This window comes from Jejuia pallidilutea (assembly GCF_002973595.1).
GTDB classification, from domain to species: Bacteria; Bacteroidota; Bacteroidia; order Flavobacteriales; family Flavobacteriaceae; genus Jejuia; species Jejuia pallidilutea.
This window is the reverse complement of the sequence record NZ_PVEO01000013.1, coordinates 19,517-45,104: the sequence shown is the minus strand read 5'-3', so window position 1 is coordinate 45,104 and position 25,588 is coordinate 19,517. Positions and strand designations below refer to the sequence as shown.

Below are 25,588 nucleotides of genomic sequence, written 5' to 3'. Positions count from 1 at the left end.
ACTCTTGTAAGAGAACATAACTTTATAAACCATCTAAATCCATTGTTTATGAAAGCTGTTTTGTTTCCTACCGATTTTTCTAAAAACTCTGTTAACGCTATACATTATGCAGTGGCTTTACTAAAAGACCAACCTTGTAAGTTTTATTTTTTAAATGTGCAAAAAGCATCATCGTTTTTGTCTGATGATATGATGGTGGTAAGTTCATCGGCCACAGTATATAAAACACTTGTTGATGCTGCCAAAACCTCTATAGAGAACATTATTTTAAAACTAAAACAAAAGTTTAAAAACGAGGAGCATCAATTTTTTTCAATAGTAGATTACGATAATTTTACCGACGCCATCCAGCAATGCGTAGTAAAACATCATATAGATTTAATTGTTATGGGAACTAAAGGCGCATCTGGTTTACAAAAAGTGTTATTTGGCAGTAATACCGTAAGGGTTATTAACAGATGTACTACACCGCTTTTAGCTATTCCTAGCGGTTGTAAATACCAAAAACTAAAAAAAATTGCCTTTACCGCAAACCACATAGAACTTTACACCACCAAAACTCTAGCAACATTAAGTAATATTCTAAAAAGTTACCAAGCAAAATTAACCATATTGCATTTAGCAGATTCTAATACAATAGCACACAAACGTGCAGATAACATGACGTTTTTAGAGACACATTTTCCAGATGCAGCACACGAGTATATTGATGTTGTTGATAAAGACATTGTTGATACTATTAGTACCTATATGAAGGATCAAAATTTTAATATGTTGGCAATGGTAAAAAAACCTCACTCGTTTTTAGAGCGCTTAGTGCACAGTTATACCGAAGAAAAAATTGCATATGGTTTTGATTTACCGTTTTTGGTATTAACTAATCCAGAATCCTAAGTTTTAAAGTTTGTATAAATGAAATTAACAACCCTGTGTTTATGTATCCTGTTGTTTGTGAGTTGTAATACTAACAAAAAAAAGAAAAACGAAACTGTAGCAAGACCAATTCCTACCAAAACAACCACGCATCCAGGTAAAAAATTAATGAAGGTATATTGCTACCAATGTCATGATGCTACAACCCCAGAAAAAAATAGATTAGGGCCGCCTATGATTGCAATTAAGCGTCATTATATTACTACTAAAACCACAAAAGCACAATTTATAGCCGATATGCAAAACTGGATAAAAAACCCTACAGAAGACAACGCTAAAATGCATGCTGCTGTAGCGCGTTTTGGCGTAATGTCTAAAATGGTATATCCAGAGTCTGTTATAAAAAAAATAGCAGATTACATGTACGATAATGCTCTGGATGCGCCAGAGTGGTTCGAAGCGCATTACCAAAAAAATATGAAAAGTAACAAGCATAAATAGTTATTCTCCGCATAATTTTTTAAAAAACATGTAACATTTTTTTGGTAATTACGTCTTGTAAGTATCAATACAAATATAACTATCATGAGACAAGATAACCAATTATTAGTAGTAACCCATTTAACACAACTCATATCGTTAGTAATAGGTTTTGGGAGCCTAATAGTACCACTAATATTATGGGCTACACAAAAAGAAAAAGTGTACCAAATGGATGCACATGGTAAAAATATTATTAACTTCCAGCTAAGCTTAATTGTGTACTGCTTAATATGTATTCCGTTAATTTTCTTGTTCGGTTTAGGGATATTAGGTCTTATAATCTTGGGTATTTTTTCTATAGTTTTTCCTATTATAAACGCTATAAAAGCTAGCAATGGCGAAACACCAAAATATCCTTTATCTTTTAATTTTATTAGTTAGTGAATTCTTGTAAAAGCAAGTATGCTAAGCGATTACATCTTTTGCGATTTACAGGATATAATAAAGCAGTGGTCTAAAAAGTGTCATTTAAAAACACATGAAGTATCTCTAAAAAAACAAAATATTGATAATCAGTATTTTGAATTTATTTATTATCACTTTTAATGATTTTTCAAACACTTTTCATTCAGTCTCTCTTTTTAGAAAAAAAACAAGGCATATCAGAAAAAAAATATAACAAAACATATATATAAGTTTTAAGTTTGTTTTTTTTTTTTCATGTTATGCAGAAATACTATAAGCATATTGCGTTTATTTTTGTAACGTTAATTGGTCTTTTGCCGCTTATAGCCCAAAAGCCAATTGCATATAATTTGTCTGATATTTCAGATTTGCCAGATAACGAGTTTTATGATATTCTTGAGGATAACCATAACTATATTTGGTTAGCTGCTAACAAAGGCCTGTATCGCTACAACGGAAGACTTTATAAAAAGTTTAGTAACCCACAACAAAAAGCAAAATCTTTATTTCAGTTAAAATTAGATTCTCAAAATCGTTTATGGTGTAGTAATATTTATGGACAGATTTTTTATGTTGAAAATAATAGTCTTAAGCTTTTTTACGATGCCAATTTGCTGGTAAAAGGACAATTATCACCCTTTATTATTTTAGATGATACCATTAGGCTATTTACAACACAAGGAGTTTTTGATATTGATAAAACCAACAAAACGGTTACTAAGTATTTAAATGAAGCAACACTTAGTGTTGAGGCTGCCCATACAACAGCATATGCTTTTATGCTTAATACGAAACCTTCTAATCATCATCATTTTGTTTATCGGATAGATGAAAACGCTATTGAAACCATTTTGAAATTTGATAGCAATTTACCAATAGACTCTCCAAAGGTATTTGCATTTCATAACGATGTTCTGGTAAATTTTAAAAGTAATGGTGTAAATAACATATACCATATTAACACCAATAACAATAATTCTAAACCATTACATGTACCTAAAGCGCTACAGCAATTAACTATTTATAACATACTTAATTTTAATAATAATTATTGGTTTTTAACAACATCTGGAGCGTATATCTATAAATTAAATAATGGTAAGCTAGAATTTATAGATCAAATTTTTGAAAACGAATCTATAACCGATCTACTTGTAGATTTTAACAATAATTATTGGTTTACAACTTTAGATAACGGTGTTTTTGTGTCACCAAATCTCAATATTAAAAAAGTAGATTTATCTACTTTAAAAGATAAAATAACTGCCGCATGCGCTCTAAAAGACAACAGAATTTTATTGGGAACTAACAAGGGCAAGTTATTGTTTTATAACCAAGCTGAATTGGTGAATACATTACAATTACCGGGAGCAAAAATTATTGGTAATTTATTTTTTGATGAACTTGAACATCGTGTTATAGTAAGCATTAATGCTTCAGAATCTTATGTTATAGATCTAGAAACCAATACTATATTTGATACTAAAAATAAGTTTTCTGTTGCCAAATCGTTTTCAAGGCTAAATAACAATACTTTATTTTATGGCAATTATAAAGAAGGTATAGTTTACTATAAACCGTTTTTGCTAGATTCTTTAAAAATTATACGCTCTAATCGTGTAAAAACGTCTTTAGTTATAAATAGTAAATTATTGGTCTCTTTTATAGATGGGTTATTTACATTTCATCCTTTAAATTTTAGTGCCACAGAACTAAAGTATAGAAATAACAGCATTTTAGCACATACTATGGCCAATATTAATGATACTGTTTGGCTAGCAACGCAGCATAAAGGTTTACTTAAATTAAAAGGTAATACTTTAGAGCAGGCAAAATTATCATTACCAAGCAAGCTTCAAGTAAACACAATAAAACCAGATGGAAATATACTATGGCTATCTACAGATGTTGGCTTGTATAGCTACAATACTCAATTAAAACAATTACAAGTGCTAAGAGGTCAGGACGGTTTAAATATGGCTGTTGATGAGTTTATTGTTTTAAAAGATTACATAACTATTGTTTCACCAAATGCCTTTTATTTAGTGCCCAAAAACAATAAGGTTTTCAAACATTATAAAACGTCCAAAATTACAATAGAATCTATTAAAATAAACGATAAGGATACATTAGTACAGCCAAATTACAAATTACCTTATAACTTTAATAAAATTGGTATTACATTCAACTCTAACGGGTTTCAATCCAACCAGCATGTTAAGTACCATTATCGAGTAAAAGAGATAGATACAGGTTGGCATAACATACCGCTAAACACGCACTTTGTTAATTTTAATAGTTTGGCTAATGGCACTTATACCTTCGAGCTTAAAGCACAAAACGTAAGTGCTAAAAATCCTGTTTTTTCAACACCAATAACGTTTAAAATCTCCAAGCCATTTTGGGAAACCTATTGGTTTTATACTTTAGTATTGTTATGCTTTTTTATGTTAATTTGGTTGTATTTTAGAAAGCGACTTAAACAAAAAGAAAGGCAACGCATTGCCGAAATTGATAAGATATTGGTAGATAAAAAAATTACAAGTTTACGTTTAGAAAATCTACGTTCGCAAATGAATCCGCATTTTATTTTTAATGCATTAAATTCTATTCAGGACTACATTATTTCTAACGAAAAAGAATTGGCAAGCTCGTATTTAGTGAAGTTTAGCCGATTAATACGAATGTATTTAGATTACAGTCAGCAAAACGAAATTTCTTTAAATGAAGAATTAAATGCGCTAAGCCTCTATTTAGAATTAGAAAAAGTACGTTTTGAGGATGAATTAGAGTTTCAAATTAAAATCGATAACAATCTTAAAACCAGCCAGATAAAAGTACCGTCGTTATTTATTCAACCCTATGTTGAAAATGCCTTAAAACATGGCTTATTGCACAAACCAAAAGACCGAAAATTAAAGGTAGAAGTAAAAGTAATTCAGAAAAACAAATTACAGATTACAGTTGAAGATAATGGCATAGGTAGAAAACAGTCTGAAAAATTAAAACAATCAAAACAACAGCACAAACCTTTTGCTACTAAAGCCAATGAGGAACGTGTGCACCTTTATAAAAACAAACTAAAACGAGATATAACCATAGTTATTGAAGATTTGTGCGACGAAAACAAAATACCTACGGGTACAAAAGTGGTTATAACCATGCCAATATAAATACAACAATGAAAGTCATAATAATAGACGATGAAAAACGCGCCAGACATTTGTTATTTAACCTCATAACCGAGCATTGCTTAAGTATTACTACCATAGAAGAAGCACAAGATTTAGCATCGGGCGTAGATTTGATTAAAGCATCAACACCAGATATTGTGTTTTTGGATATTGAAATGCCAAATCAATCAGGATTAGATATTTTAGAATACTTCCCAAACCAGATAGATTTTAAAATTATTTTCGTCACGGCTTACAATCAATATGCAATTGAAGCTTTCAAATTATCGGCAGTAGATTATCTCTTAAAACCAGTTGATACAACCGAGTTAAAAGAAGCAGTTGCAAAAGCAGAAGAAGCGATAAAAGCCAACAATTTAAACGACCAGCTAAATAAGTTACGCGACTCGTTAAAGCAACTCTCAATGGATAAAATTGCTTTAGAAATTCCAAAAGGCATCATGTTCGCGTCGCACAATGATATCGTATATTTTGAAGCTGATGGCATGTACACCAACGTACAACTTATTGATGGTAAACAAAAAACCATTTGCAAGCCATTAAAGCATTTTGTAGAACAATTAGAACGCAACGCGATGTTTTTTAAATGCCATCGTTCGTATTTAATCAACTTAAAATATGTAGATGAATTGGTGAAAGACGATGGCGATTATTTACTAATGAACAACCAAAAGCGTATTCCAATTTCAAAATCTAAGCGTAATCAGTTTTTAGAGGTGATTAAGGAGACCTTCATGTAGTTTTCCATTCAGAAAGAAATTAAAGCTATTCAGAAAAAAACTAATTGAAAACCTTTTATGTTGCGGTTGTTTTGTAGTTGATTAATTATATAAATACTCAACTACAATGAAAAAAACATTACTCTTATTAACCTTTTTAATAGCAACTGCATGGTGTAGCATACATGCACAAATAAACATTCCCGATGCTAATTTTAAAGCTTATCTTGTTGGAAATCCAGCTATTAATACTAATAGTGATAGCGAAATTTCGGTTTCAGAAGCGCAAGCATTTTCTGGTGAATTATTAATTAATGGTTTGTCAATTTCAGACTTAACAGGAATTGAAGCTTTTGTAAATATTACTAGATTAGATTGTTACAGTAATAATCTAACGTCTTTAGATGTAAGTAACAACCTTGCCTTAACACGTTTACACTGTGCTGATAATCAAATAGAAACGTTGGATATTAGTGCAAACACATCAATTACAGATATACAATGTCATAACAATGGTGTTTTATATGAATTAAACATTGCTAATGGTAATAACAGTAACTTTAGCTATATGAAAGCTTATGGAAATAGTTTATCATGCATTCAAATAGATGCTGGTTATACACCACCAGCAGATGCCGGAATATATAGCCAAGGTTGGACTAAAGGGAACTCAGCATTTTATAGTGAAGACTGTGCTGCATTAAATCAAATTGTAAACATTCCAGATGCTAATTTCAAAAGTTATTTAGTAAACAATAATAGTATCAATTTAAATGGTGATACTGAAATTACAGTGGCTGAAGCACAAGCTACAACAGAGCTACTTATCAATGGTTTGTCAATTTCAGATTTAACAGGTATTGAAGCCTTTACCAATTTAACACGTTTAGATTGTTACACAAATAGTTTAACGACTATAGATGTTAGTAATAACTTATCATTAACACGTTTACATTGTGCAGATAATCAAATTGAAACTTTAGATATTAGTGCCAATACGCTAATTACAGACATACAATGTCATAATAACGGTGTTTTATACCAATTAAATATAGCTAATGGTAATAACAGCAATATAAACTGGATGAAAGCTTATGGTAATCCAAGTTTAACTTGTATTCAAGTAGATGCTGGCTTTTCACCACCAGCAAACAGTGGTTTGTATGCGGCAGGTTGGACTAAAGATAATCAAACAAGTTATAGTGAAAATTGTATACCAGCAGTTTATTATGTAGATGCAAATGCAACAGGCGCAAACGATGGTAGTTCATGGACAGATGCTTTTACAAACGTAACAGACGCTTTAGCACTTACCAATTTAAATGATGCTGTTTGGGTAGCAAAAGGCTCGTATACATTAGCAGATAAAAACACACCAATAGCTGTTAGTACAAACGAAGTAGATATTATTGGAGGTTTTGCAGGAACTGAAACTACTTTAGCAGATAGAGACTTAACAGCCATTCATACTACAAATGCAACCATTTTTACTGGTGATATTAATGGTGATGATATCGATGGTGATTTCTCTTCGAATAAAACCGATAATGCTGAACGATTATTTGAATTAAGAACAAGTAACGTCACTTTTGATGGTATTATTTTTGAAAATATTTACGATACTTCACAATCTGGTGGCGTAGAAGAAAACGGTGTGATTTTTATACCAAATAGTTTGAATACTAATAATTTAAAAATTAAAAATTCGGTATTCAGAAGTAATTATTCCAATGGGTATTTACTTAAAATTAGAAAGTTTAATCAAGGATTACTTATTGAAAATACCAAGTTTATAAATAACACTATTGTTAATATGGGATTGGTTTATGTGCAATCTGATAGTACAAACGGCTATATTTTTACACGTTGGGCAAACGTTTTGGTAGCCGATAACGATATTAATCTTTCGGCATTACATATTTTCAGAGAAGATTGGAATAACGGAAGCACTTTAGATGTTGTAATTAATAATAGTACGTTTGTTAATAATGATTATAACGGTACTTATGGTAATTCTATAACGGCATCAGGTAATGGTAGTGTAAACCTAAATATTAATAATTCTATCTTTTGGCAGAATACAGTCAATGGTACAACAGCAACTAGAGATATTTCTAATGGATTAGACGAGCATTACGATGTGTTTATTAGAAATTCTATTGCAAATGTATCATCAAACGCCGGAACTTACGGGACATTTAGTGCAACAAACGTAACAACTTTAGATCCAGCAACTGATGATTTAAATTTAGATATTGATTATAAGCCAACATCAGCTTCAAATTATATTGTTGATCAAGGAGATAACGCATACTACGATGAAGCTTTGTTTGGCGATTTAGATTTATCAGGTAATGATAGGGTTTTTAACACTACGATAGATTTAGGAGCTTACGAGTACAATTCTACATTAGGAATTGATGATATTTCTTTAAATACAAACTCAGTAAAACTATACCCAAATCCTGTAAGTGATAGATTATTTATCAAGTCTAAAGAGAAAGTTGAAAGCATATCTATTTACAATATTAAAGGTCAGCTTGTAAAGCAAGCTATTGAAACTTCAAACGGTATAGATGTGTCTGTATTACCTTCAGGATTATACATTATTCAAATCAACACCTCTAACAATTCTATTAATCAGAAGTTCCTTAAGGGTTAGTTTGATACTGCATCAACTTGAACTAGCGCTCACTCTTGTGGGCGCTTTTTTTAATAAAAATATTCAAAACAAAAACTATGAAATATTTAAAAACAATTACACTTGTAGTGCTTACTATTTTATTAACTTCTTGTTCATCTGATGATGATTCCAATACTTTAGAAAGTAATTTCATTAAAGTTGGTGAATCTTCTTTTGAGATGAAAGCAGCATTAGTAGAGCCATCATTAAATTCGGTTTTTTTAAGTTTAGCCAATAAAACTGAAGCAGAAATTAATGCTTCTTTTTCAGGAATAACACTAAATAATGTCGATTATTTTACCGCAAGAATCAATCATTTAGATCTTTTATCAGGAGAAATGTATGATTTAGATGATATTTCTAGTTTAGAATTTATTGTTAATGGAGATGTTATTAATTCTGAATTTGAAAACGGTTTCAGTCAATTTTATAAAAGTGGAGGTAGTGCTGATTTAGAAGTTACTTCTGGCAGTATTACTGTTATAGATTATACAGTAGATTCTATTAATTTATCATTTTCTTTTACAAGAGGAGATGGTACTGAAATTAAAGGAACTTACGAAGGTTCGTTTTTATATATAACTTCTGAAGATCAATAGATTTCTATATTGAATATAAAGTTAAAGGTTCATCATAAATTGATGAACCTTTTTATTTCATAAAAAAGACTCATCATTACAATGAGGCTTTATTTAATAAGTAAATGTTGGAATAGCGATATTGTTATCAGCTTAACTATTAAGCATAACAGGCATTACCAACATTGTAATGTGCTCACCTTCATCCAAGCCATCAACAGGTGTTAAAATACCAGCACGATTTGGCATACTCATTTCTAATTGAACATCGTCAGAGCTTAGGTTGTTCAACATCTCTGTTAAAAAACGAGAGTTGAAGCCTATTTGCATATCATCACCTTGATAATCACAAGTTAAACGTTCTTCGGCTTTATTGCTGTAATCTACATCTTCAGCTGAAATGTTTAACTCGGCACCTGCAATTTTCAATCTAATTTGGTGTGTGGTTTTATTAGAGAAAATACTAACACGACGCACAGAATTTAAAAATTGAGTTCGGTCTATAGATAATTTATTAGGATTTTCTTTTGGTATTACAGCCTCGTAATTAGGGTATTTACCATCGATAAGGCGGCAGATTAATACGGAATTATCAAACGTGAATTTTGCGTTAGAATCGTTGTATTCTATAGCAACTTCGTCTTCGCTACCAGCTAAAATACCTTTTAACAGATTTAAAGGTTTTTTTGGCATGATAAATTCAGCTACTTGACTTGCATTAACGTCTTCTCTTGTATATTTTACTAATTTATGGGCATCGGTAGCTACAAAGGTTAGACCTTCTGTAGAAAACTGAAAAAATACACCGCTCATTACTGGGCGCAAATCGTCGTTTCCTGCAGCAAAAATAGTTTTGCTAATAGCATTCGCCAGAATATCGCCCAATATAACAGTTTTGCTAGGGTCTTCTAAGGCTACAGCCTTAGGAAATTCTGCACCGTCGGCATACGCTAAGGCATATTTACCGTGGTTAGAACTAATTTCAACAGTATTATTTTCCTCAACAACAAAGGTTAACGGTTGTTCTGGGAATGTTTTTAAAGTATCTAGTAATAAACGTGCAGGAATAGCAACACTACCTTCGCTATCGCTTTCTACATCAAGGGTAGAAGACATTGTGGTTTCTAAATCACTAGCCGAAACCGTAAGTTTGGTATGGTCTAATTCAAATAGAAAATTATCTAAAATTGGTAGTGTGTTAGAGCTATTAATAACACCACCTAGAACCTGTAATTGCTTTAAAAGATAGGTACTTGATACTATAAATTTCATGCGTTGATCTTTATTTTTTTAGAAGTCTTAATGTAACATTTATATATATAAATAGCCTAGTTTAGGCTATAAATGTGTTACCTACAAATATATTCTAAACCTATGTTTTTTCGAAACAAACTTATTAACAGTTACGCGGCGTATTTTTTCTTTCTAAGGTAGTTGAATGTAAAACCAAAAATAGCGAGTAAAGCTATTGGTAATCCAATGTTTAGGAGTTGCCAAAGCGTTTTTTCTCTAGCGATTTTTTCTTGATTTAAAAATGCAACGTCTATTTCTTTGGTTCTAATGTTTATAAGTCCGTTATCGTCAAGAAGGTAATTTACTGCATTTAATAAAAATTCTTTGTTGCCATATTGTTTTCCTGTCCAGCGGTCAAAACCTAATTCTTGTGGTCTGTTGCGTACCACATCATTTTTAACAACATCGCCATCGGCAATTACAATCATTTTAGTAGCAGCACTCTTATCTTTAGTATTGTTTGTTTTAAAAGGCTTTATACGATTAGCAAAAGCCGATTTAAACTCACCTTCTAGTAATACCGCAAGTGTTTGCTTTTCAGTTTTAAAATCTTTAGGATTTATAGGTTGTGTTACCAAGTCTAAACTTATCTCACGTGGCGTACCTTCTAATCTGGATATAGGTGCTGTTTCTAAAAGAATGGTTTTTTTAACGGTATTTTTAAGTGTGTCTATAGGGTTTGCAAAATCAAACCTCACCAAATTGATGTTGTTGGTAATAGGATGGTTTTGTGTAGCCGTTGCTAAGGGAGAATATGGCCAATTTAAATGCTGAAATTGCGATTCGCTACCATCGCCAATAGCTAGGGTAATAGGGGCGGAGTAGGGTGTCGCTACCATTACGGGATTAATACGGAACCCGTAATTAAAAAATAAGTCTGTAACATTTAAGTCTCTGCCTACCGCATAGTTCTTCCCAGCTTCGTTATATAAACTGTCCTTTTCCATAGCAACCGCATCTATTAACCATAAACTTTTCCCTCCATGCATGGTGTGCTGGTCTAGTACAAATTTTTCGTTTTCAGTAAAAGCTTCTGTAGGTTTTGCAGAAATTATAAGATGATAACTAAGTAAATCTTGCAGTGTTTTTTGTGGGTTATTGGCAACACTATCTAGAGTAAAAGGGGCGATAAAGTAATATTCACCTAAGGTTTTGGCAATATCTGCTATGTATTTATCTTCTAGTTGCGCGTTGCCTTTTAAAACCGCAATTTTTTTAGATTTTGGCGTTACTAACTTCTTGAATCCATCAGCAAATGCATATTCTAAATGTTGAACAGAATTGCTTACCAGTTCTTGTTGCGATGCTCCAATTTTAGTTTTTACTAGTGGAATTATAACAGTTTGCTCATTATAACTTGCCAAAGCCCAGGGGAAAATAACCTCTTGTGAGGCTTTACCGTTTTCTCGAACCTCCAATTGCATTGGCGTTAATCCGCGTTGAGTTAATACTTGTATGGTTTGTTGCCTGTTGGCTTCGTTTTCAAGAGGGTTGATGAATTGAAAAACTATATTATGGTTAACGTTTGAAAATTCTTCGAGAAGCTGACGTGTTTCGGTTTGTAAACGTCTAAATTCTGAAGGAAAATCTTCCCCCTTCAAAAACACATCAACAATTAATGGTGAGTTAGCTTTTGTTGCAATTTCCTTAGCAGAATTACTTAGCGTATAACGTTGGTCTTTAGTTACATCAAAACGCTTGTAAGCATAATTAGAAATGGTATTTAAAACTAAAATAACGCTAAAAATAATTGCTATTTTTATTATATCTTTTTGGTTGGCTTTTCCAGTTTTAATACCCAATTTTGTTAAAAGGATAAAAAATACAATAACACTTAAAAAGTAAATAATATCTCGTGTATCGATGACACCGCGACTCATGCTTTTGTAATGGTAATTCATACCAAATTGCTCTACAATAGTACTTGAGGTAAACGCTGTAATACCCTCAAAACCAATGTAAAACATAAAGCAAATAAATACCGAAATTATAAAAGCAACTATTTGGTTATTAGATAAAGTAGAGCAGAATATACCTATGGCAGTATAGGCACCTGCTAAAAAAATAAGCCCAAAATAGGAACCAAAGGTACTGCCAAAATCTATGTTACCAATTGGGTTCCCTAATTGGTAAACCGTGTATACATATAACAAGGTTGGCAATAAGGCTATTGCTATAAGTACAAATGCGCCAAAATATTTACCTAAAATAATATTGAGATGCGAGATTGGTTTGGTGAGTAACAATTCTAAAGTACCTTGTTTTTTTTCATCTGAAAAACTGCGCATTGTTACAGCAGGAATGAGGAATAATAAAATCCAGGGTGCTAATAAAAAAAATGCAGATAAATCGGCAAACCCATAATCCAGGATATTAAATTCTCCTTTAAAAACCCAAAGGAAAAGTCCGTTTAACACTAAAAAAATAGCAATAACTAAATACCCTATAGGTGATGCAAAAAATGTATTAATTTCTTTTTTAAGTAATGCTAGCATGTATTTTTGTTACTGGTTACTGGTTACTGGTTACTGGTTACTGGTTACTGTTTACTGTTTACCGTTTACTGGTTACTGGTCACTGTTTATTTAAAAATCGTTATTCATTAATTTTCACTCGTCAATATTAACTTTAATCTTCAAGTATTAATTTAAAGTTTCCAATTTATCTACGCTCCAAGCTTCGGGTTTTGCATTAAAAAGCGCTTTGGTTTTGGCCCATACACCTTTAAACAATTCAGAATGTCGATAATTTTCTAAATCATCTTCAGAATCCCAATAGCTGTAAGTGAAAAATATATTAGGGTTATTTTTATCTCTATACAATTCTAAAAACTTACAACCTTTAAACCCTCTAATGTGTGTTTTACTGCTTTCAAAAATACTTAAGAATGTTTTAATATTATTGGTTTCAAAACTCATTTTTACAATTCGTACAAGCATACATGTTTTTCTTTAAAAAATATCTTCTTTTTGCGATATGGCAGGTACGGTTATAAAATCTATACCAATGGTATCTCTAACCTGTAACCCCATAAGTGTTGCTGCGCTTCCGTGTTTTTTAGAATCGCTTTTGTACATGGCGATTTCTAAAAACCCTCCGGAATTAAAAACAACCAAACCTTTACCTTCATCTTGTCGCTTTTCCTTCGGAATATCAAAATTTACAACATCACTATATTTTTTGTAAATGGTTTTAAACTTGTATTGTCTGGCAGTAATTTCAAAATTGCGTCCTTTTTGTATGTTTTCAAAAAATTGTTTTCTCACATTTGTAACCACGTTACCGTAAGTATCTATATAGATAACCCTACCAATAATTTTAGTTTTATCGTCATTTACCGTAGGTTTTAAATTGTTAATGGGCTTAATACTATTTATAGCTTTTCCAATAACCTCTAAGGTGCCCCCGCGAGCAATATGGCATGCTACTTTTACAAACACATCCAGTACAGGAAAGCTGGTTTGTATTTTATCATGAATATTAATTTCTACAATTTTTTCCGGGGCAATTTCAGAACATATCATACTCATTATACCATTGTTGGCACAGATAAAATAATGGCCATCCAATAGCATTGCAATATGCTTATTTTCTACATTTAACTCTGCATCTATACCAATAATATGAATGGTGCCTTTTGGAAAACTGCTGTAGGCATTTTGAATAATGTAAGCTGCCTCAGGAATATTAAAGGGCGATACATTATGCGAGATATCAACAATATTTACATCAGGAAGCTCGCTATAAATAGCGCCTTTTGTTGCGCCAGTAAAGTGGTCTTTATTGCCAAAATCGGTTGTTAATGTTATAATTGCCATGGGCAAAATTGTTGATATGTTTTTAACGGTAGCTCCTCTAAAATTATGTATTTTTGATTTGAGGGAGTGTGATGTACAAAACTAATAAATCATTTCATCTCAGTGAACATTATTTCAATTAATGTTTTTAACCAAAACTTATATTAAATAAACGCTTTTGAACGAAATTATTATTGAACTTGAAGAAATTAGCCCAAAAGAGTTTTTTGGAGCTCAAAATGCAAATATAGAACTTCTTAAAAAGTATTTTCCAAAATTAAAAATAGTAGCACGCGGCAATAAGGTTAAAGCCTTTGGTGATGAAGAATTGCTAGAAGAATTCGACAGGCGTATTACCATGCTTTTAAAGCACTTTGGAAAATACAACAAACTAGACGAAAACACCATAGAACGTGTATTAACAAGCCAAAGTAGCGACGAATACACCACCTCAAAACAAAGCGGGGAAACCATTGTTCATGGCGTAGGCGGAAAACTTATAAAAGCCCAAACTGCCAACCAACGTAAATTGGTAGAGAGCATGCAAAAAAACGATATGGTATTTGCCATTGGGCCAGCAGGAACAGGTAAAACCTATACAGGTGTTGCACTAGCGGTACAAGCTCTAAAAAATAAAGAGGTTAAGCGTATTATATTAACACGCCCAGCAGTAGAGGCAGGGGAGAACCTAGGCTTTTTACCGGGCGATTTGCAGGAAAAACTAGACCCCTACATGCAACCCTTATACGATGCTTTGCGTGATATGATTGCTCCCGAAAAATTAGCAAATTATATAGAGAAAGGCACCATACAAATTGCACCATTGGCCTTTATGCGTGGGCGCACCTTAGATAATGCATTTGTAATTTTAGACGAAGCACAAAACACCACGCATGCACAAATGAAAATGTTTTTAACCCGTATGGGTAAACACGCAAAATTTTTATTAACCGGCGACCCAGGACAAATAGATTTACCCCGTCGCACAATTTCTGGCTTAAAAGAAGCCTTGCTAATTTTAAAGAACGTAGAGGGTGTAGGTATCATATTTTTAGACGATAAAGATGTAATTCGTCATAAATTAGTTAAAAAAGTTATAGAAGCCTACAAAAGCATAGAGAACAGAGATTAGTAAGTTGGCAGTGTACAGCTGCGGTTAGCAATAACATTGGCAACTTAAAAATACATAAGCCTACAACATATGTTTAAACACAATAATAATTTTTTAAGGAGCTATTTCCCGCTTTCCACTATATCTTTTTCTCGTGCCTCAAAAAAGGATGCCGTTTCAATCGGGGCTAAGGTGTTTGCCAGCTGCTGTTTCAACTTTAAACAACAAACAAATTAACTCATAAAACGAATAGCATGAGTAATACAATAATAGATACCAATTTTAAGTTTCCAAATCAAAAATCAGTTTACAAAGGCAAGGTAAGGGAAGTTTATAACATTAACGATGAGCAACTGGTAATGATTGCAACCGATCGCCTTTCGGCTTTCGATGTGGTAATGCCAAAGGGCATCCCATACAAAGGGCAAATATTAAATCAAATAGCAACCAAAATGATGGCTGCAACAGCAGATTTGGTACCCAACTGGTTAACCGCCACACCAGATCCTAACGTAGCCGTAGGCCACTTATGCAATCCATTTAAAGTAGAAATGGTAATTCGTGGCTATATGTCTGGACATGCAGCACGCGAATACAAAGCAGGAAAACGTATGCTATGTGGTGTGCCCATGCCAGAAGGTATGAAAGAAAACGATGCCTTTCCAGAACCCATTATTACACCCGCAACCAAAGCAGAAATGGGCGATCACGACGAAGATATTTCAAGAGACGATATATTAAAACGCGGTATTGTTTCAGAAGAAGACTATACTGTTCTTGAAGATTATACCCGTAAGTTATTTAAAAGAGGATCGGAAATTGCGGCATCTCGTGGGTTAATTCTTGTAGATACCAAATACGAATTCGGAAAAACCAAAGATGGTAAAATCGTGTTGATAGACGAAATACACACCCCAGATTCCTCACGCTATTTTTATGCCGATGGTTACCAAGAGCGTCAAGATAAAGGCGAAGCGCAAAAGCAATTAAGCAAAGAGTTTGTTCGCCAATGGTTAATATCAAACAACTTTCAAGGTTTAGAAGGGCAAACCGTTCCGTTTATGAGCGATGACTATATTGAAAGCGTTTCCGAACGTTATATAGAACTTTATGAAAATATTACAGGCGAAACTTTTGTAAAAGGCGATGTTTCTAATATTCAAAAACGTATAGAAGACAATGTTTTGGCGTATTTAAAACAATTATAAAGCTTTAAGTAAATCTAAGGGTGTATTTAAAATACAATCAGCGCCTTGTTCTATAAGTTCTTGGGTGTCTCTAAAGCCCCAACTAACGCCAACAGCTAGCATGTTGGCGTTTTTTGCGGTTTGTATATCAATGTTTGTGTCGCCTACGAATATGACTTCTTCTGGCTTTATACCAAAACTATCACAAATATTCAGTGCCTTTTCAGGGTTAGGTTTTTTTAGTGCCTCAATTGTTAACCCTAAAACTTGATGGAAATATTTGGGTAATATTGTATCTGCTACGCGTTTTGTTAAAATCTCATCTTTATTAGAAAGGATATTCAATTTTAGATTTCTAGAATTTAGGGCATCCAATAATTCTAAAACGCCATCATATGGTCGAGTTTTAGTGGTGCAAATGTTACTGTAAACTCCCATCATTTCTGAGAGACTGTCATCTACTTCACTTTCATTAGGGTTTGCGTCAGGAAGCGCTCTATGAACTAAAGTTCTAATGCCACTACCTACTAATAATTTATAGGTATTGTAGTTGTGTATTGGGTAATTTCGGTTTTTCAATACTGTGTTCATGGCATCTCCGAGATCTTGTATGGAGTTTACTAAGGTGCCATCTAAATCAAAAATTACAGCTTTATACATCATTAAGTATTAATAATTATAATTTACCACACGTTCGTTAATGGGTTGTTCGTTTCTATAATTGTTGATTGGCATGTTGTTTCTTAGTTTTAAAACCTCTTCAACTGATAATACTATAGGTTCTTTAAATACAACCCAGTTAACACCTTCGCTACAAGGCGGCGTTGTTAAAGAACCTCCATAAGTGTAATAATGTTTATCTTCTAAAAATAAGCTGGACAGATCAATTTTTTGATGAATGTCCTTAGTTTCACCTTCTTTAATTGGTAAAAAGCTTTCAAAGAATTCAAAAAGCTGACTTTCTTCACCTTCTTCACCTAAAACACCAAGAACGGTTATTTTACCAGCTTTACTTACATGCACCAAATGCATCTCTAATGGGTAAATAATACCATTAATTTTATGTTCGGAGGGTTCGTGAAAATGTATTTGTTTTAAGTAGTAGGTTTCGTTTTTGTAGTTAATGGAATCTCCAGCCTCAAAATCAAACTGTACGGAATGTCCGTTATTCTCAACTTCGCTAATTAAAGTTGTAGGTGTATATAATATTTTTAAATCGTTAGTTATTTGTACCGAATCTACATCTTTATGGATAATGTTGATGGGGGATTGGTGATTGCCGTTGCAATCAGAGTTTTTTTCTATCTCTGCCCAATGTTCGGGAGACGTTTCACCTGAATAGCTCCAATGCGCTTCTTCGTGGTTATTATTGGCATGAGCTGTTTTTTTTGTGTCGTTACAAGACACAACAATTAATAGAATGATGCTTAACAGCATACTAACTTTAGTATTCATTGTTACTCAATTAAAGGCGTTATTAATTAAATGATTATTTAAGGAGCTAAAATTAGTTGGTTTGGGTTTTACAAAACCTTACATTTATCAGGTTTTGATAAAAAAAAGTATAAATTATTAACTATTACGTTTTCGTGGTTTTACGGGTATAGATTATTTAAGAGAATATCTGTAATAAGTGACTTTTTTTAATGCGTATTATGGCAAAATGAGATAAGCTAGCTGTTTTTTAATTTTTATTACGGTTTAAGTTTAGAATTTAGTTCGAGAGTTTGTTTTTTTAATAAAATCAAACTTTTCACAATATTCTGGGCTATTCATAATTGTCTTTAAATCATTTTTTGAACTTCTGTTGTTAAATTCAAATTTATTAGTTGAAATTTTTAGATATCCAATTTTTTAGTTTTATAAAAGATTGTCCAAATAGAAAATAAATACCTGATATATAAACAGCAAGAGCTATATGTTTTAGATATGCATTTTGATTTTCTTTGTCGTAAAGGAAAACATAAAACGTTGAAACCAAATATAAAACCCAAATACAACCACAAAAATTTTATTGGTTTCCTTTGTTTTTACTATTTCTGTTTTAAATTCTGTGGTCATTTCTTAAATTATGGTTAACATCGTAATATTTATGTTTTTAATAAATAATCCCACTCTAAGTTTTGATTTTTTGTTTTTAAACGCGACAAGGTTTTTAAAAATACTATAGCCGTAATTAAAGCATCGCCATTAGCTGTGTGTCTGTCTACCACAGGTACGTTCAACTCTTTTGCAAGCTCATCTAGTGAGTAGTTTTTTAAATTGTCTTGATAGATGATATGTTTTGATTTTTTAAATAAAACAGCAGTGTCTATAAATTCATTTTTAAGTTCACCAAGGCCATTACGTAGTAGCATGCTGTTTATCATATTAAAATCAAACCTAGCATGATGTGCTATTAAAACATTGTTTTTTATATAATCTAAAAAAGATTCAATGGCCTCTAATTCTGAAATTTTTTTTAGGTTTCCTTTTTTTAATAAACCATGAATTTTAACGGTTTCTGGTTTAAATATTTCTTGGTTTATATACACTTCAAAATTACTATTTACGGCAATTCTATTATTTTTAAGTGTAACAGCGCCAATAGATAATACACGGTCTCTATCTATATCAAAACCAGTGGTCTCGGTATCAAAAGCAATAAATTTAGTACTAGAAATAGGTGTTTTATGGGTGTTTTTAAAATACTCCAAGTAGGTATTCCAAAATTCGGGCACCTCCTTCTTTTTTTTATTTAACCATTTAGGAATCATTTACAAAATACTATTAGACGTATTAAAACGTAATTTAAGGGACTCTTGAATTTCTTTAATAGGTTTAAAGCAACGTTTTAGTTTTAATTGTTCTTCTTTTGTTAGTGTGCTTAACTCTATAAATTTTCCAGAGTTTTCGTGCAATATCCCTTGTTTGGTTTTAAATTTTAACAAGGCTTTAAACGCATAAGAACACGATAAGAATAGTTCTTTATTGTTTTCTTCCAACTCTGCTAATTTCTCAAACCGCTGGTAGGTACTGTTTACGTTTTTTATTTTTTTGCTTAAAACCAACACTCGTGCAGCATCAATTAAAGGCATTAACGCTCTACTTTTTATGTTAAAAAGATCTTTATGCTCTCCATTTTGTTCTACCAAAAATTGTTTAAAAAAACCAAGTGGCGGCGGGCTTTTCATGGCATCATTTGCAAGAATACTGTAAAACCGTGATGAGTCTCCTACGGTTTCAAATATATTATCGGTAAGTCTATCTACTAGCGTTTTATCTCCGTAAATATGGTTGTAATCAAAGAATATAGAAGATAAGAGAATGCTCTTTTCATCGGGGTTTAAAATCCAATTGCTAAATTGTGTTTTCCATTCAGATATAGATTTACACCATTCAGGGTTGCTAGCCATCATATCTGCTTTACAGTACTCAAACCCAATTATATTTAAGGTTTTTGTAACATGTTTAGAAAGTTCAATAAAGTACGTTTTTACTGTATTGTAATTGTGTTTTGGTACATCTTCAAAAATAAGTGCATTGTCTTGGTCTGTGAATAATAATTGTTCTTGCCTGCCTTGGCTTCCTATGGAAATCCATGAAAAAGCAACAGGAGGTGGTGTTTTCATCTTTTTAATAGAAAGATAGATAGCACGTTCTGTAACAGCATCATTTATAGAAGAAATAACTTTTAGAATATGAGTTAAAGGTATGTTTTGCTCTAAATAACTTTTTAAAAGTGTGTTTGCTTTTAATCTAGCTATTCTTAAATAGCGTGTGCGTTTTGCGCGTCTAACGTCTTTTAATATTACAGAAGGGTTGTTGCCTTGTGTTACTAAAATATCGTGGTGTGTTAATATACCTGTAAGTTTAGAGTTTGGTGTGCCATCTTTTGTAATGCATATATGGCTTACACTGTGTTGTATCATTTTTAATTGTGCGTTGGCAACAGTAATATTTTCTTTATCGGTAATAACAGGAGCCGACATAATATTGCTCACTTTTGTTGTAATAGGGTACAGGCCTGTAGCAATTTTATTTTTAATATCATTGTTAGAAATAATACCAATAGGGTGCTTATTTTCATCTACTACAATAATACAGCTAATATCGTGCTTGCACATTTTATTTGCTGCATATTGTAGAGTTTTAGAAGGTTTGCATGTAATGGGCTTTGTGGTAAAATGTGCTGTTTGAAAATTAGCTATATCGCTAGATTTATTGGGTATATAATCTACAAAAATTTCATTGTATTCCTCCGCAGTATAAGGGTCGTAAGCGTTACTTGCAAAAGATGTAATAAGATATTTATTTATTTTTACAATATTGTTTGTAACAGACTCAAAAACCTCAATAGGTATTGCGTAAACTATGGACTCTTCGTTTGCTACGGCAGACAATTTGTAATTTTCTTTGGTAATTAATGCCCTTAAACCAAAAATATCGCCTGTATCATTTATGCCAATAATGTTTTTGTCGTTTTCGTTAGTATGGTATAGATATATAGCACCATCTCTAACTATGTAAAAATCATTATGGTAGGCATCACCTTTTTCAAATACAGCATCGCCTTTTTCTAAATATATAATTTGTACCTGAGCTGCTATTTTGTGTAAACTCTTTTCATTAAGCATATTAAATGGCGGGTAACCACTTAAAAAGTACACAACTCGGTCTGCAATAGAGTTTTTCATAGATTTAGCAACAAGGTACGCTTATATCATTTTAAAATCTAAGAGTAATTCGCCTTCAATTGAAGCCTGTAAGTGGTCGCCTTTGTAAATTAATCCGGTACCAGATGCTGGGGTTCCTGTAAAAATTAAGTCGCCTTCGTTAAGTGTCATAAAGGTAGATACATAAGCTATAATTTCAGCAAAACTATAAATCATTAAAGCAGTATGCCCTTTCTGTTTTTGTTCACCATTAATTTTTAAATCGAAATTAATATCATTTAAATCTGAAAACGCTGTTATTGGTTTAAAACTAGAAATAGGGGAGGCACCATCAAATCCTTTAGCTAAAGCCCACGGCCCTTTGTTTTCTCTGCTTTTTGCGAGTACATCTTTTGCTGTATAATCTATTCCTATGGCTATTTCGCTTATATAGGAAGGCGCATCTGTAACAGCTATATCCTTGGCTGTTTTACCTATTTTGGCAACGAGTTCTACTTCGTAAGCAATCTCGTTAGTTATTTTTGGATAAGGCACATCTTTGTTTCCTGTAACTAAAGAACTGTCTGGTTTTGTAAAAATTAACTGATTTCCAGTTTTAATAGCATCTATTTCAGATGTCTCGTTAACGTAATTTTTACCGATACCTATTATTTTCATTGGGTTTGTGTATTAAAATTATTAGCCATTAAAGTATAAAAATTCTTTAAAAGAGCATGGTGAAGCTGTTAAATTTTATTTAAGCGTTTTTTTGTTTTACTTTAGATATTGAAAACTAGAATTTACAACATTTAAGCTGAATGAAAAGACATGTAATTACCAAAAATGAGTATCACGACTATTATAATACATATCTAGAAAAAGTTCCAGACTCCATTAGTTTACATGAAGGTTTTAAAACAGGAAAAGATGAAGTATTGCAGTTCTTTAGGTCTATTCCTATTGAAAAACAAAATTTTGCCTATGCCGAAGGAAAATGGACTATTAAGGAAGTGTTTCAGCATCTAATTGATACAGAACGTATATTTCTGTACCGTTGTTTTCGTTTAGGGCGTAAGGATAATAGTGCTTTGGTTGGATTTAATCAAGATGATTATATAATGACCAGTAATGCTAACTCCAAGTCTATAACGCTTCTTCTGGAAGAATTTACAACTACCCGAGACAGTTTTATGGTATTACTAAAAACATTAAAAGAAACCGACTTAGAATTTATAGGTACCGCAAGTAATGCTCCAATATCGCCGCGCGCACTGGCGTTTATAAATTTAGGACATTATTTATGGCACATAGATATTATAAAAGAGCGCTATTTGTAAATTATGCTTCCACTGTTTTAACTTTTTTTCTCATTATTATAAAAACAGATACTGATAGAAGTCCGAATATAGAAAATCCAATAAATAGAGGTAATACCGAAGTAGATACAAAATTACCAATATAATTTGCAATAGGCACCGCCAATACCGTACTTACAAAACCATTTATTGCTGCACCAATACCTGCGATATGGCCTAACGGTTGCATTGCTATGGCTCTTAAATTCCCAAAAAGGAAGCCTACAGCAAAAAACTGTAATGCAAAAAAACTTAGTAACACAAAAATATTTGGATTGTTACCAGAGAAAAATACAAGCACATAAACTATAGAAACAACAGAATATGCAATAGCAGCTGTAAATGCCATACGCCACATGCCAAATCTTTCAACTAACCTACTATTTAAATAAGTTGCCAAACCTACAGAAATGGCTAAACTTGCAAAAATATAGGGAAATAACTCCGCTAGATTATATTGCTCTTGAAAAATTTGTTGCGAGGTGCTTAAATATACCATAAAAGAGCCCGTTATAAAACCAGAAACAAATGTAAAGGCCACAGCTTCCTTGTGTTTAATAAATTCCTTTAGGCCATCAAAAAATAAATGAGAAGAAAACTTTATACGTTTTTCCTTAGGTAGAGTTTCTGGTTGTCGTAGCCAGAACCAAACCATAATTAAAACACCAAATAACAAATTGAAATAAAATATAGATTGCCAATTAAACAGATGCATTAACCATTGCCCCAGTGTTGGCGCAACAATAGGTACAAGAATAAAAAACATTACAATTATAGACATAACTTTGGCCATATAATCGCCACTAAATAAGTCTCTTATCATAGATAATGCGATACTTCTGGGAGAAGATAAGCCAACACCTTGCAATACACGACCTATAACCATTATTTCAAAACTTTTAGTGTTTACACAAATTACACTAGCAATTATAAACAGTGCAAAACCAACATAAACAATAGGTTTTCTGCCAAAACTGTCTGATAGTGGGCCAAATAATAACTGCCCAAAACCTATACCTAAAAAAATCATGGTAATGAAGAGCTGGTTGTCTTTTGTATTAGTAACGTTAAGGTGTTCCCCAATATCAGGAAGGGCAGGTAGTAAGGCATCGATTGATAATGCTACAATAGACATTAGGGATGCCATTAAAGCTACAAATTCAAAATTAAATTGGTTTTCTTTTTGCATGCAGCAAAAGTATATTATTTCCTAAGCTATATACTTTATTTCTCATTTTATAACACAATCTTATTATTGTTAAACTTGATGGTTACTAATTTTATACCTATCAAGGTGTTGATTGCTAAACCATTATTCTGTAGTAGTAGGCACATTCAAACTTATGTAGCTTTTTATATTGTATATACCTACTCAAATAGATTAAGCATATTTCGCATAAGCTAGTAGGTTAGTAATCACTGCATTGTGTTTGTTGTAAGATATTTTTTATAATTTCTGAGTGTTTAATTATCTATTTACGATGATTTTTCTATTTTTGTACTATTAGCATATTAACAATAGCCTTTACAATTGGCAGCACCTAAGAACAATTTTTCTCTCAAAATAGTTAGGGTACTTTTATTTCTCTCACTAGTGTCCTCTTCTTGTTATGGACAAGGAGAAGGCGATTATTATCGCTTTTTAGATTCTGCGAATGTTACCGTTGATATCAATTCCCAAAAAACATTACAGTTTCTAGATAGTATTCCAAAACCTTTAGAAGAAAATATAAAAGGCCGAATAGCTGAATATTACTCAGTAAAAGCTCTTATTCATGATGAGCATAATGAGTATACTAAATTTCAACAAAGCAATATTCTTGCACTAAAATACGCAGTAGAGGAAGATAACTATTGTATTGCGGGGCAAGCTAGTTTAGATTTACATACCGATAAATATTTAATTGCAGCAGATACAGCCGACACTAAATATTTAGACAAAGCCAAAATGTATTTAGAAAAATGCGAGGAAGATAAATATGCAGTTTTACAAATTGAAACAATGCAATCCTATTACAAGTCGCTTGACGGTAAATTTAAGGAAAGCAATGCTATTTTATTAAATAGGTTAAATTACTACCGTAGTATTAAAGATGAGGTTGGCTACTATTATATGTTCGCTAACTACATGTTGGCATCTAACTATTTACAGCTTAAAAACCTACAAGAGGCACACAAATATTTAAAAAGATTAAAAAAGCTAAAAAACAATAAGACTATTTTGCTTTACAATTATAAATCTTTTATGGCTTCAATAGATTTGTTTTTTGCTGAAATATATTTTGAAAAAACACAAATAGATTCTACGTTTTATTATTTAACAAATGCATCCAAAAACACAAAATACATGGTTGGAGATGCACTTCAGGATTATTATGAGTTATCGGCACGTGCACATAAACATTCAAATAATATTGAAATGTCTAAAGCTTATATAGATTCTTTGGTAATGTATGGAAACAACCTTTTTGTTGATAATTTAGGTGCGAGTTTTGATGTTAACAATGATTTGTTAAATGCTGAATCTGAATTAATTGAACAAAAAAACCAAAAAGCATCTATATTAAAAATAGTATTCTGGTTATTGGGTTTTATTGTTTTAGTAAGTTTAATCTATTACTTTTTTTACGTAAAACAACGCGTTCACTTAAAGAAAGTAGAAGATAAAACCAAAGGACTATCATATTTAAAATCTAATAACGAGCAGCTTACAGTAAAAGTACATGGTTTAGAGGCCTATATAAAAAACCTTAAGAAAGAAGTTAAAGATATAGCAACAACAAAGTGTTTGGAGGAACAAAAATCCAGAATTAAAGAACTTTATACAAATCTACATATTAACTCTTCTACTATTTTAGATAAAAGTGAAAGCCATCTAGAGTTGATTAATGAATTAAATATTGATTTTTTTAGAAAAATAGACGAGACATATCCGCAGTTAAATAAATCGGAGGTTATTATATGTTATTACATTCTTATAGGATTTAATAACAAAGAAATATCGGTATTCTTGAATACATCTATAAGATCGGTAGAGAGTAAACGTTATAGAATTTCTAAAAAAATAAATTTTGATAAAGAACGAACTACCTTAGTAGAACATTTGCATAAAACCTTTAAAGATACCTTGCATAGTACAATTCATGACAATTAATATGCTATATTTTAAAGTGAGTACGTAATGCGTAGTAAAAAATTATGCTTAACACCTAAGTT

At 32.0% G+C, this 25,588-nt stretch carries 21 protein-coding genes; 11 read left to right on the top strand and 10 right to left on the bottom strand.

The window, feature by feature from the left end; genetic code table 11:
• Window positions 1-48: 48 nt before the first annotated feature.
• From CLV33_RS16075 to CLV33_RS16045, 7 genes are all read left to right on the top strand, one after another.
• Window positions 49-894, top strand: coding sequence for a universal stress protein (locus CLV33_RS16075; RefSeq protein WP_105474737.1), 846 nt, complete (start codon window positions 49-51; stop codon window positions 892-894).
• Window positions 895-912: 18 nt separating this feature from the next.
• Window positions 913-1,374, top strand: a complete 462-nt coding sequence (locus tag CLV33_RS16070; RefSeq protein ID WP_146109760.1) for a hypothetical protein — start codon at window positions 913-915, stop codon at window positions 1,372-1,374.
• 84 nt (window positions 1,375-1,458) lie between these two features.
• Complete coding sequence (locus CLV33_RS16065; RefSeq protein ID WP_042246950.1) at window positions 1,459-1,797, top strand: DUF4870 domain-containing protein; 339 nt, start codon at window positions 1,459-1,461, stop codon at window positions 1,795-1,797.
• Between the two features lie 284 nt (window positions 1,798-2,081).
• Window positions 2,082-4,994 carry a sensor histidine kinase gene (locus CLV33_RS16060; RefSeq protein WP_105474735.1) on the top strand — a complete coding sequence of 971 codons (2,913 nt, stop codon included), beginning with the start codon at window positions 2,082-2,084 and terminating at the stop codon, window positions 4,992-4,994.
• Between the two features lie 8 nt (window positions 4,995-5,002).
• The gene (locus CLV33_RS16055) at window positions 5,003-5,755 is read left to right on the top strand and encodes a LytR/AlgR family response regulator transcription factor (RefSeq protein ID WP_105474734.1); all 753 of its coding nucleotides are present in this window, start codon (window positions 5,003-5,005) and stop codon (window positions 5,753-5,755) included.
• 106 nt (window positions 5,756-5,861) lie between these two features.
• The gene (locus tag CLV33_RS16050; RefSeq protein ID WP_105474733.1) at window positions 5,862-8,396 is read left to right on the top strand and encodes a T9SS type A sorting domain-containing protein; all 2,535 of its coding nucleotides are present in this window, start codon (window positions 5,862-5,864) and stop codon (window positions 8,394-8,396) included.
• 107 nt (window positions 8,397-8,503) lie between these two features.
• Window positions 8,504-9,016, top strand: a complete 513-nt coding sequence (locus CLV33_RS16045; protein ID WP_146109759.1) for a hypothetical protein — start codon at window positions 8,504-8,506, stop codon at window positions 9,014-9,016.
• A gap of 132 nt (window positions 9,017-9,148) precedes the next feature.
• Here the strand turns inward: CLV33_RS16045 and dnaN are convergent, their stop codons facing one another.
• The 4 genes from dnaN to CLV33_RS16025 form a co-directional block, all read right to left on the bottom strand.
• Window positions 9,149-10,267, bottom strand: coding sequence for a DNA polymerase III subunit beta (gene dnaN / locus CLV33_RS16040; RefSeq protein WP_042246954.1), 1,119 nt, complete (start codon window positions 10,265-10,267; stop codon window positions 9,149-9,151).
• 131 nt (window positions 10,268-10,398) lie between these two features.
• Window positions 10,399-12,783 (bottom strand): gliding motility-associated ABC transporter substrate-binding protein GldG, encoded by a 2,385-nt coding sequence (gldG, locus tag CLV33_RS16035; RefSeq protein ID WP_105474731.1) that lies wholly within the window; start codon window positions 12,781-12,783, stop codon window positions 10,399-10,401.
• Window positions 12,784-12,930: 147 nt separating this feature from the next.
• Window positions 12,931-13,227: a putative quinol monooxygenase gene (locus CLV33_RS16030; RefSeq protein WP_105474730.1), complete on the bottom strand. Its 297-nt coding sequence runs from the start codon at window positions 13,225-13,227 to the stop codon at window positions 12,931-12,933.
• Between the two features lie 12 nt (window positions 13,228-13,239).
• Window positions 13,240-14,106, bottom strand: a complete 867-nt coding sequence (locus CLV33_RS16025; RefSeq protein WP_105474729.1) for an SAM hydrolase/SAM-dependent halogenase family protein — start codon at window positions 14,104-14,106, stop codon at window positions 13,240-13,242.
• Window positions 14,107-14,263: 157 nt separating this feature from the next.
• Here CLV33_RS16025 and CLV33_RS16020 point away from each other — a divergent pair, with 157 nt between their 5' ends.
• Window positions 14,264-15,217: a PhoH family protein gene (locus tag CLV33_RS16020; RefSeq protein WP_042249565.1), complete on the top strand. Its 954-nt coding sequence runs from the start codon at window positions 14,264-14,266 to the stop codon at window positions 15,215-15,217.
• 233 nt (window positions 15,218-15,450) lie between these two features.
• Window positions 15,451-16,404 carry a phosphoribosylaminoimidazolesuccinocarboxamide synthase gene (locus CLV33_RS16015; RefSeq protein WP_105474728.1) on the top strand — a complete coding sequence of 318 codons (954 nt, stop codon included), beginning with the start codon at window positions 15,451-15,453 and terminating at the stop codon, window positions 16,402-16,404.
• On the opposite strand, the gene CLV33_RS16010 is transcribed toward CLV33_RS16015, so the two are convergent.
• From CLV33_RS16010 to CLV33_RS15990, 5 genes are all read right to left on the bottom strand, one after another.
• Window positions 16,399-17,046 carry an HAD family hydrolase gene (locus CLV33_RS16010; RefSeq protein ID WP_105474727.1) on the bottom strand — a complete coding sequence of 216 codons (648 nt, stop codon included), beginning with the start codon at window positions 17,044-17,046 and terminating at the stop codon, window positions 16,399-16,401. The two genes, CLV33_RS16015 and CLV33_RS16010, sit on opposite strands and share 6 nt — an antisense overlap.
• 6 nt (window positions 17,047-17,052) lie before the next feature.
• On the bottom strand, window positions 17,053-17,838 hold the full coding sequence (locus CLV33_RS16005; RefSeq protein ID WP_105474726.1) for a carbonic anhydrase: 786 nt from the start codon (window positions 17,836-17,838) through the stop codon (window positions 17,053-17,055).
• 635 nt (window positions 17,839-18,473) lie between these two features.
• The gene (locus CLV33_RS16000; protein ID WP_105474725.1) at window positions 18,474-19,139 is read right to left on the bottom strand and encodes a 3'-5' exonuclease; all 666 of its coding nucleotides are present in this window, start codon (window positions 19,137-19,139) and stop codon (window positions 18,474-18,476) included.
• The gene (locus tag CLV33_RS15995) at window positions 19,140-21,059 is read right to left on the bottom strand and encodes a DUF294 nucleotidyltransferase-like domain-containing protein (RefSeq protein WP_105474724.1); all 1,920 of its coding nucleotides are present in this window, start codon (window positions 21,057-21,059) and stop codon (window positions 19,140-19,142) included.
• A gap of 21 nt (window positions 21,060-21,080) precedes the next feature.
• Window positions 21,081-21,695, bottom strand: coding sequence for a fumarylacetoacetate hydrolase family protein (locus tag CLV33_RS15990; RefSeq protein WP_105474723.1), 615 nt, complete (start codon window positions 21,693-21,695; stop codon window positions 21,081-21,083).
• A gap of 140 nt (window positions 21,696-21,835) precedes the next feature.
• Between CLV33_RS15990 and CLV33_RS15985 the strand changes: the two genes are divergently transcribed.
• Window positions 21,836-22,354 carry a DinB family protein gene (locus CLV33_RS15985; protein WP_105474722.1) on the top strand — a complete coding sequence of 173 codons (519 nt, stop codon included), beginning with the start codon at window positions 21,836-21,838 and terminating at the stop codon, window positions 22,352-22,354.
• A 1-nt stretch (window position 22,355) separates the two neighbouring features.
• On the opposite strand, the gene CLV33_RS15980 is transcribed toward CLV33_RS15985, so the two are convergent.
• Complete coding sequence (locus tag CLV33_RS15980) at window positions 22,356-23,561, bottom strand: multidrug effflux MFS transporter (protein WP_105474721.1); 1,206 nt, start codon at window positions 23,559-23,561, stop codon at window positions 22,356-22,358.
• Between the two features lie 405 nt (window positions 23,562-23,966).
• On the opposite strand from CLV33_RS15980, the gene CLV33_RS15975 reads away from it, so the two are divergent.
• Window positions 23,967-25,526 (top strand): helix-turn-helix domain-containing protein, encoded by a 1,560-nt coding sequence (locus CLV33_RS15975; protein ID WP_105474720.1) that lies wholly within the window; start codon window positions 23,967-23,969, stop codon window positions 25,524-25,526.
• Window positions 25,527-25,588: the final 62 nt, after the last annotated feature.

Bases quoted from the DNA above. Each gene is read 5' to 3' on its own strand.
- CLV33_RS16060 (WP_105474735.1), top strand. From the start codon at position 2,082: ATGCAGAAATACTATAAGCATATTGCGTTTATTTTTGTAACGTTAATT.
- dnaN (WP_042246954.1), bottom strand. From the start codon at position 10,267: ATGAAATTTATAGTATCAAGTACCTATCTTTTAAAGCAATTACAGGTT.
- CLV33_RS15980 (WP_105474721.1), bottom strand. From the start codon at position 23,561: ATGCAAAAAGAAAACCAATTTAATTTTGAATTTGTAGCTTTAATGGCA.
- CLV33_RS16030 (WP_105474730.1), bottom strand. From the start codon at position 13,227: ATGCTTGTACGAATTGTAAAAATGAGTTTTGAAACCAATAATATTAAA.
- CLV33_RS16050 (WP_105474733.1), top strand. From the start codon at position 5,862: ATGAAAAAAACATTACTCTTATTAACCTTTTTAATAGCAACTGCATGG.
- CLV33_RS16005 (WP_105474726.1), bottom strand. From the start codon at position 17,838: ATGAATACTAAAGTTAGTATGCTGTTAAGCATCATTCTATTAATTGTT.
- CLV33_RS16055 (WP_105474734.1), top strand. From the start codon at position 5,003: ATGAAAGTCATAATAATAGACGATGAAAAACGCGCCAGACATTTGTTA.
- CLV33_RS16025 (WP_105474729.1), bottom strand. From the start codon at position 14,106: ATGGCAATTATAACATTAACAACCGATTTTGGCAATAAAGACCACTTT.
- CLV33_RS15990 (WP_105474723.1), bottom strand. From the start codon at position 21,695: ATGAAAATAATAGGTATCGGTAAAAATTACGTTAACGAGACATCTGAA.
- CLV33_RS15995 (WP_105474724.1), bottom strand. From the start codon at position 21,059: ATGAAAAACTCTATTGCAGACCGAGTTGTGTACTTTTTAAGTGGTTAC.
- CLV33_RS16075 (WP_105474737.1), top strand. From the start codon at position 49: ATGAAAGCTGTTTTGTTTCCTACCGATTTTTCTAAAAACTCTGTTAAC.
- CLV33_RS16015 (WP_105474728.1), top strand. From the start codon at position 15,451: ATGAGTAATACAATAATAGATACCAATTTTAAGTTTCCAAATCAAAAA.
- CLV33_RS16070 (WP_146109760.1), top strand. From the start codon at position 913: ATGAAATTAACAACCCTGTGTTTATGTATCCTGTTGTTTGTGAGTTGT.
- CLV33_RS16065 (WP_042246950.1), top strand. From the start codon at position 1,459: ATGAGACAAGATAACCAATTATTAGTAGTAACCCATTTAACACAACTC.
- CLV33_RS16010 (WP_105474727.1), bottom strand. From the start codon at position 17,046: ATGATGTATAAAGCTGTAATTTTTGATTTAGATGGCACCTTAGTAAAC.
- gldG (WP_105474731.1), bottom strand. From the start codon at position 12,783: ATGCTAGCATTACTTAAAAAAGAAATTAATACATTTTTTGCATCACCT.
- CLV33_RS15985 (WP_105474722.1), top strand. From the start codon at position 21,836: ATGAAAAGACATGTAATTACCAAAAATGAGTATCACGACTATTATAAT.
- CLV33_RS16000 (WP_105474725.1), bottom strand. From the start codon at position 19,139: ATGATTCCTAAATGGTTAAATAAAAAAAAGAAGGAGGTGCCCGAATTT.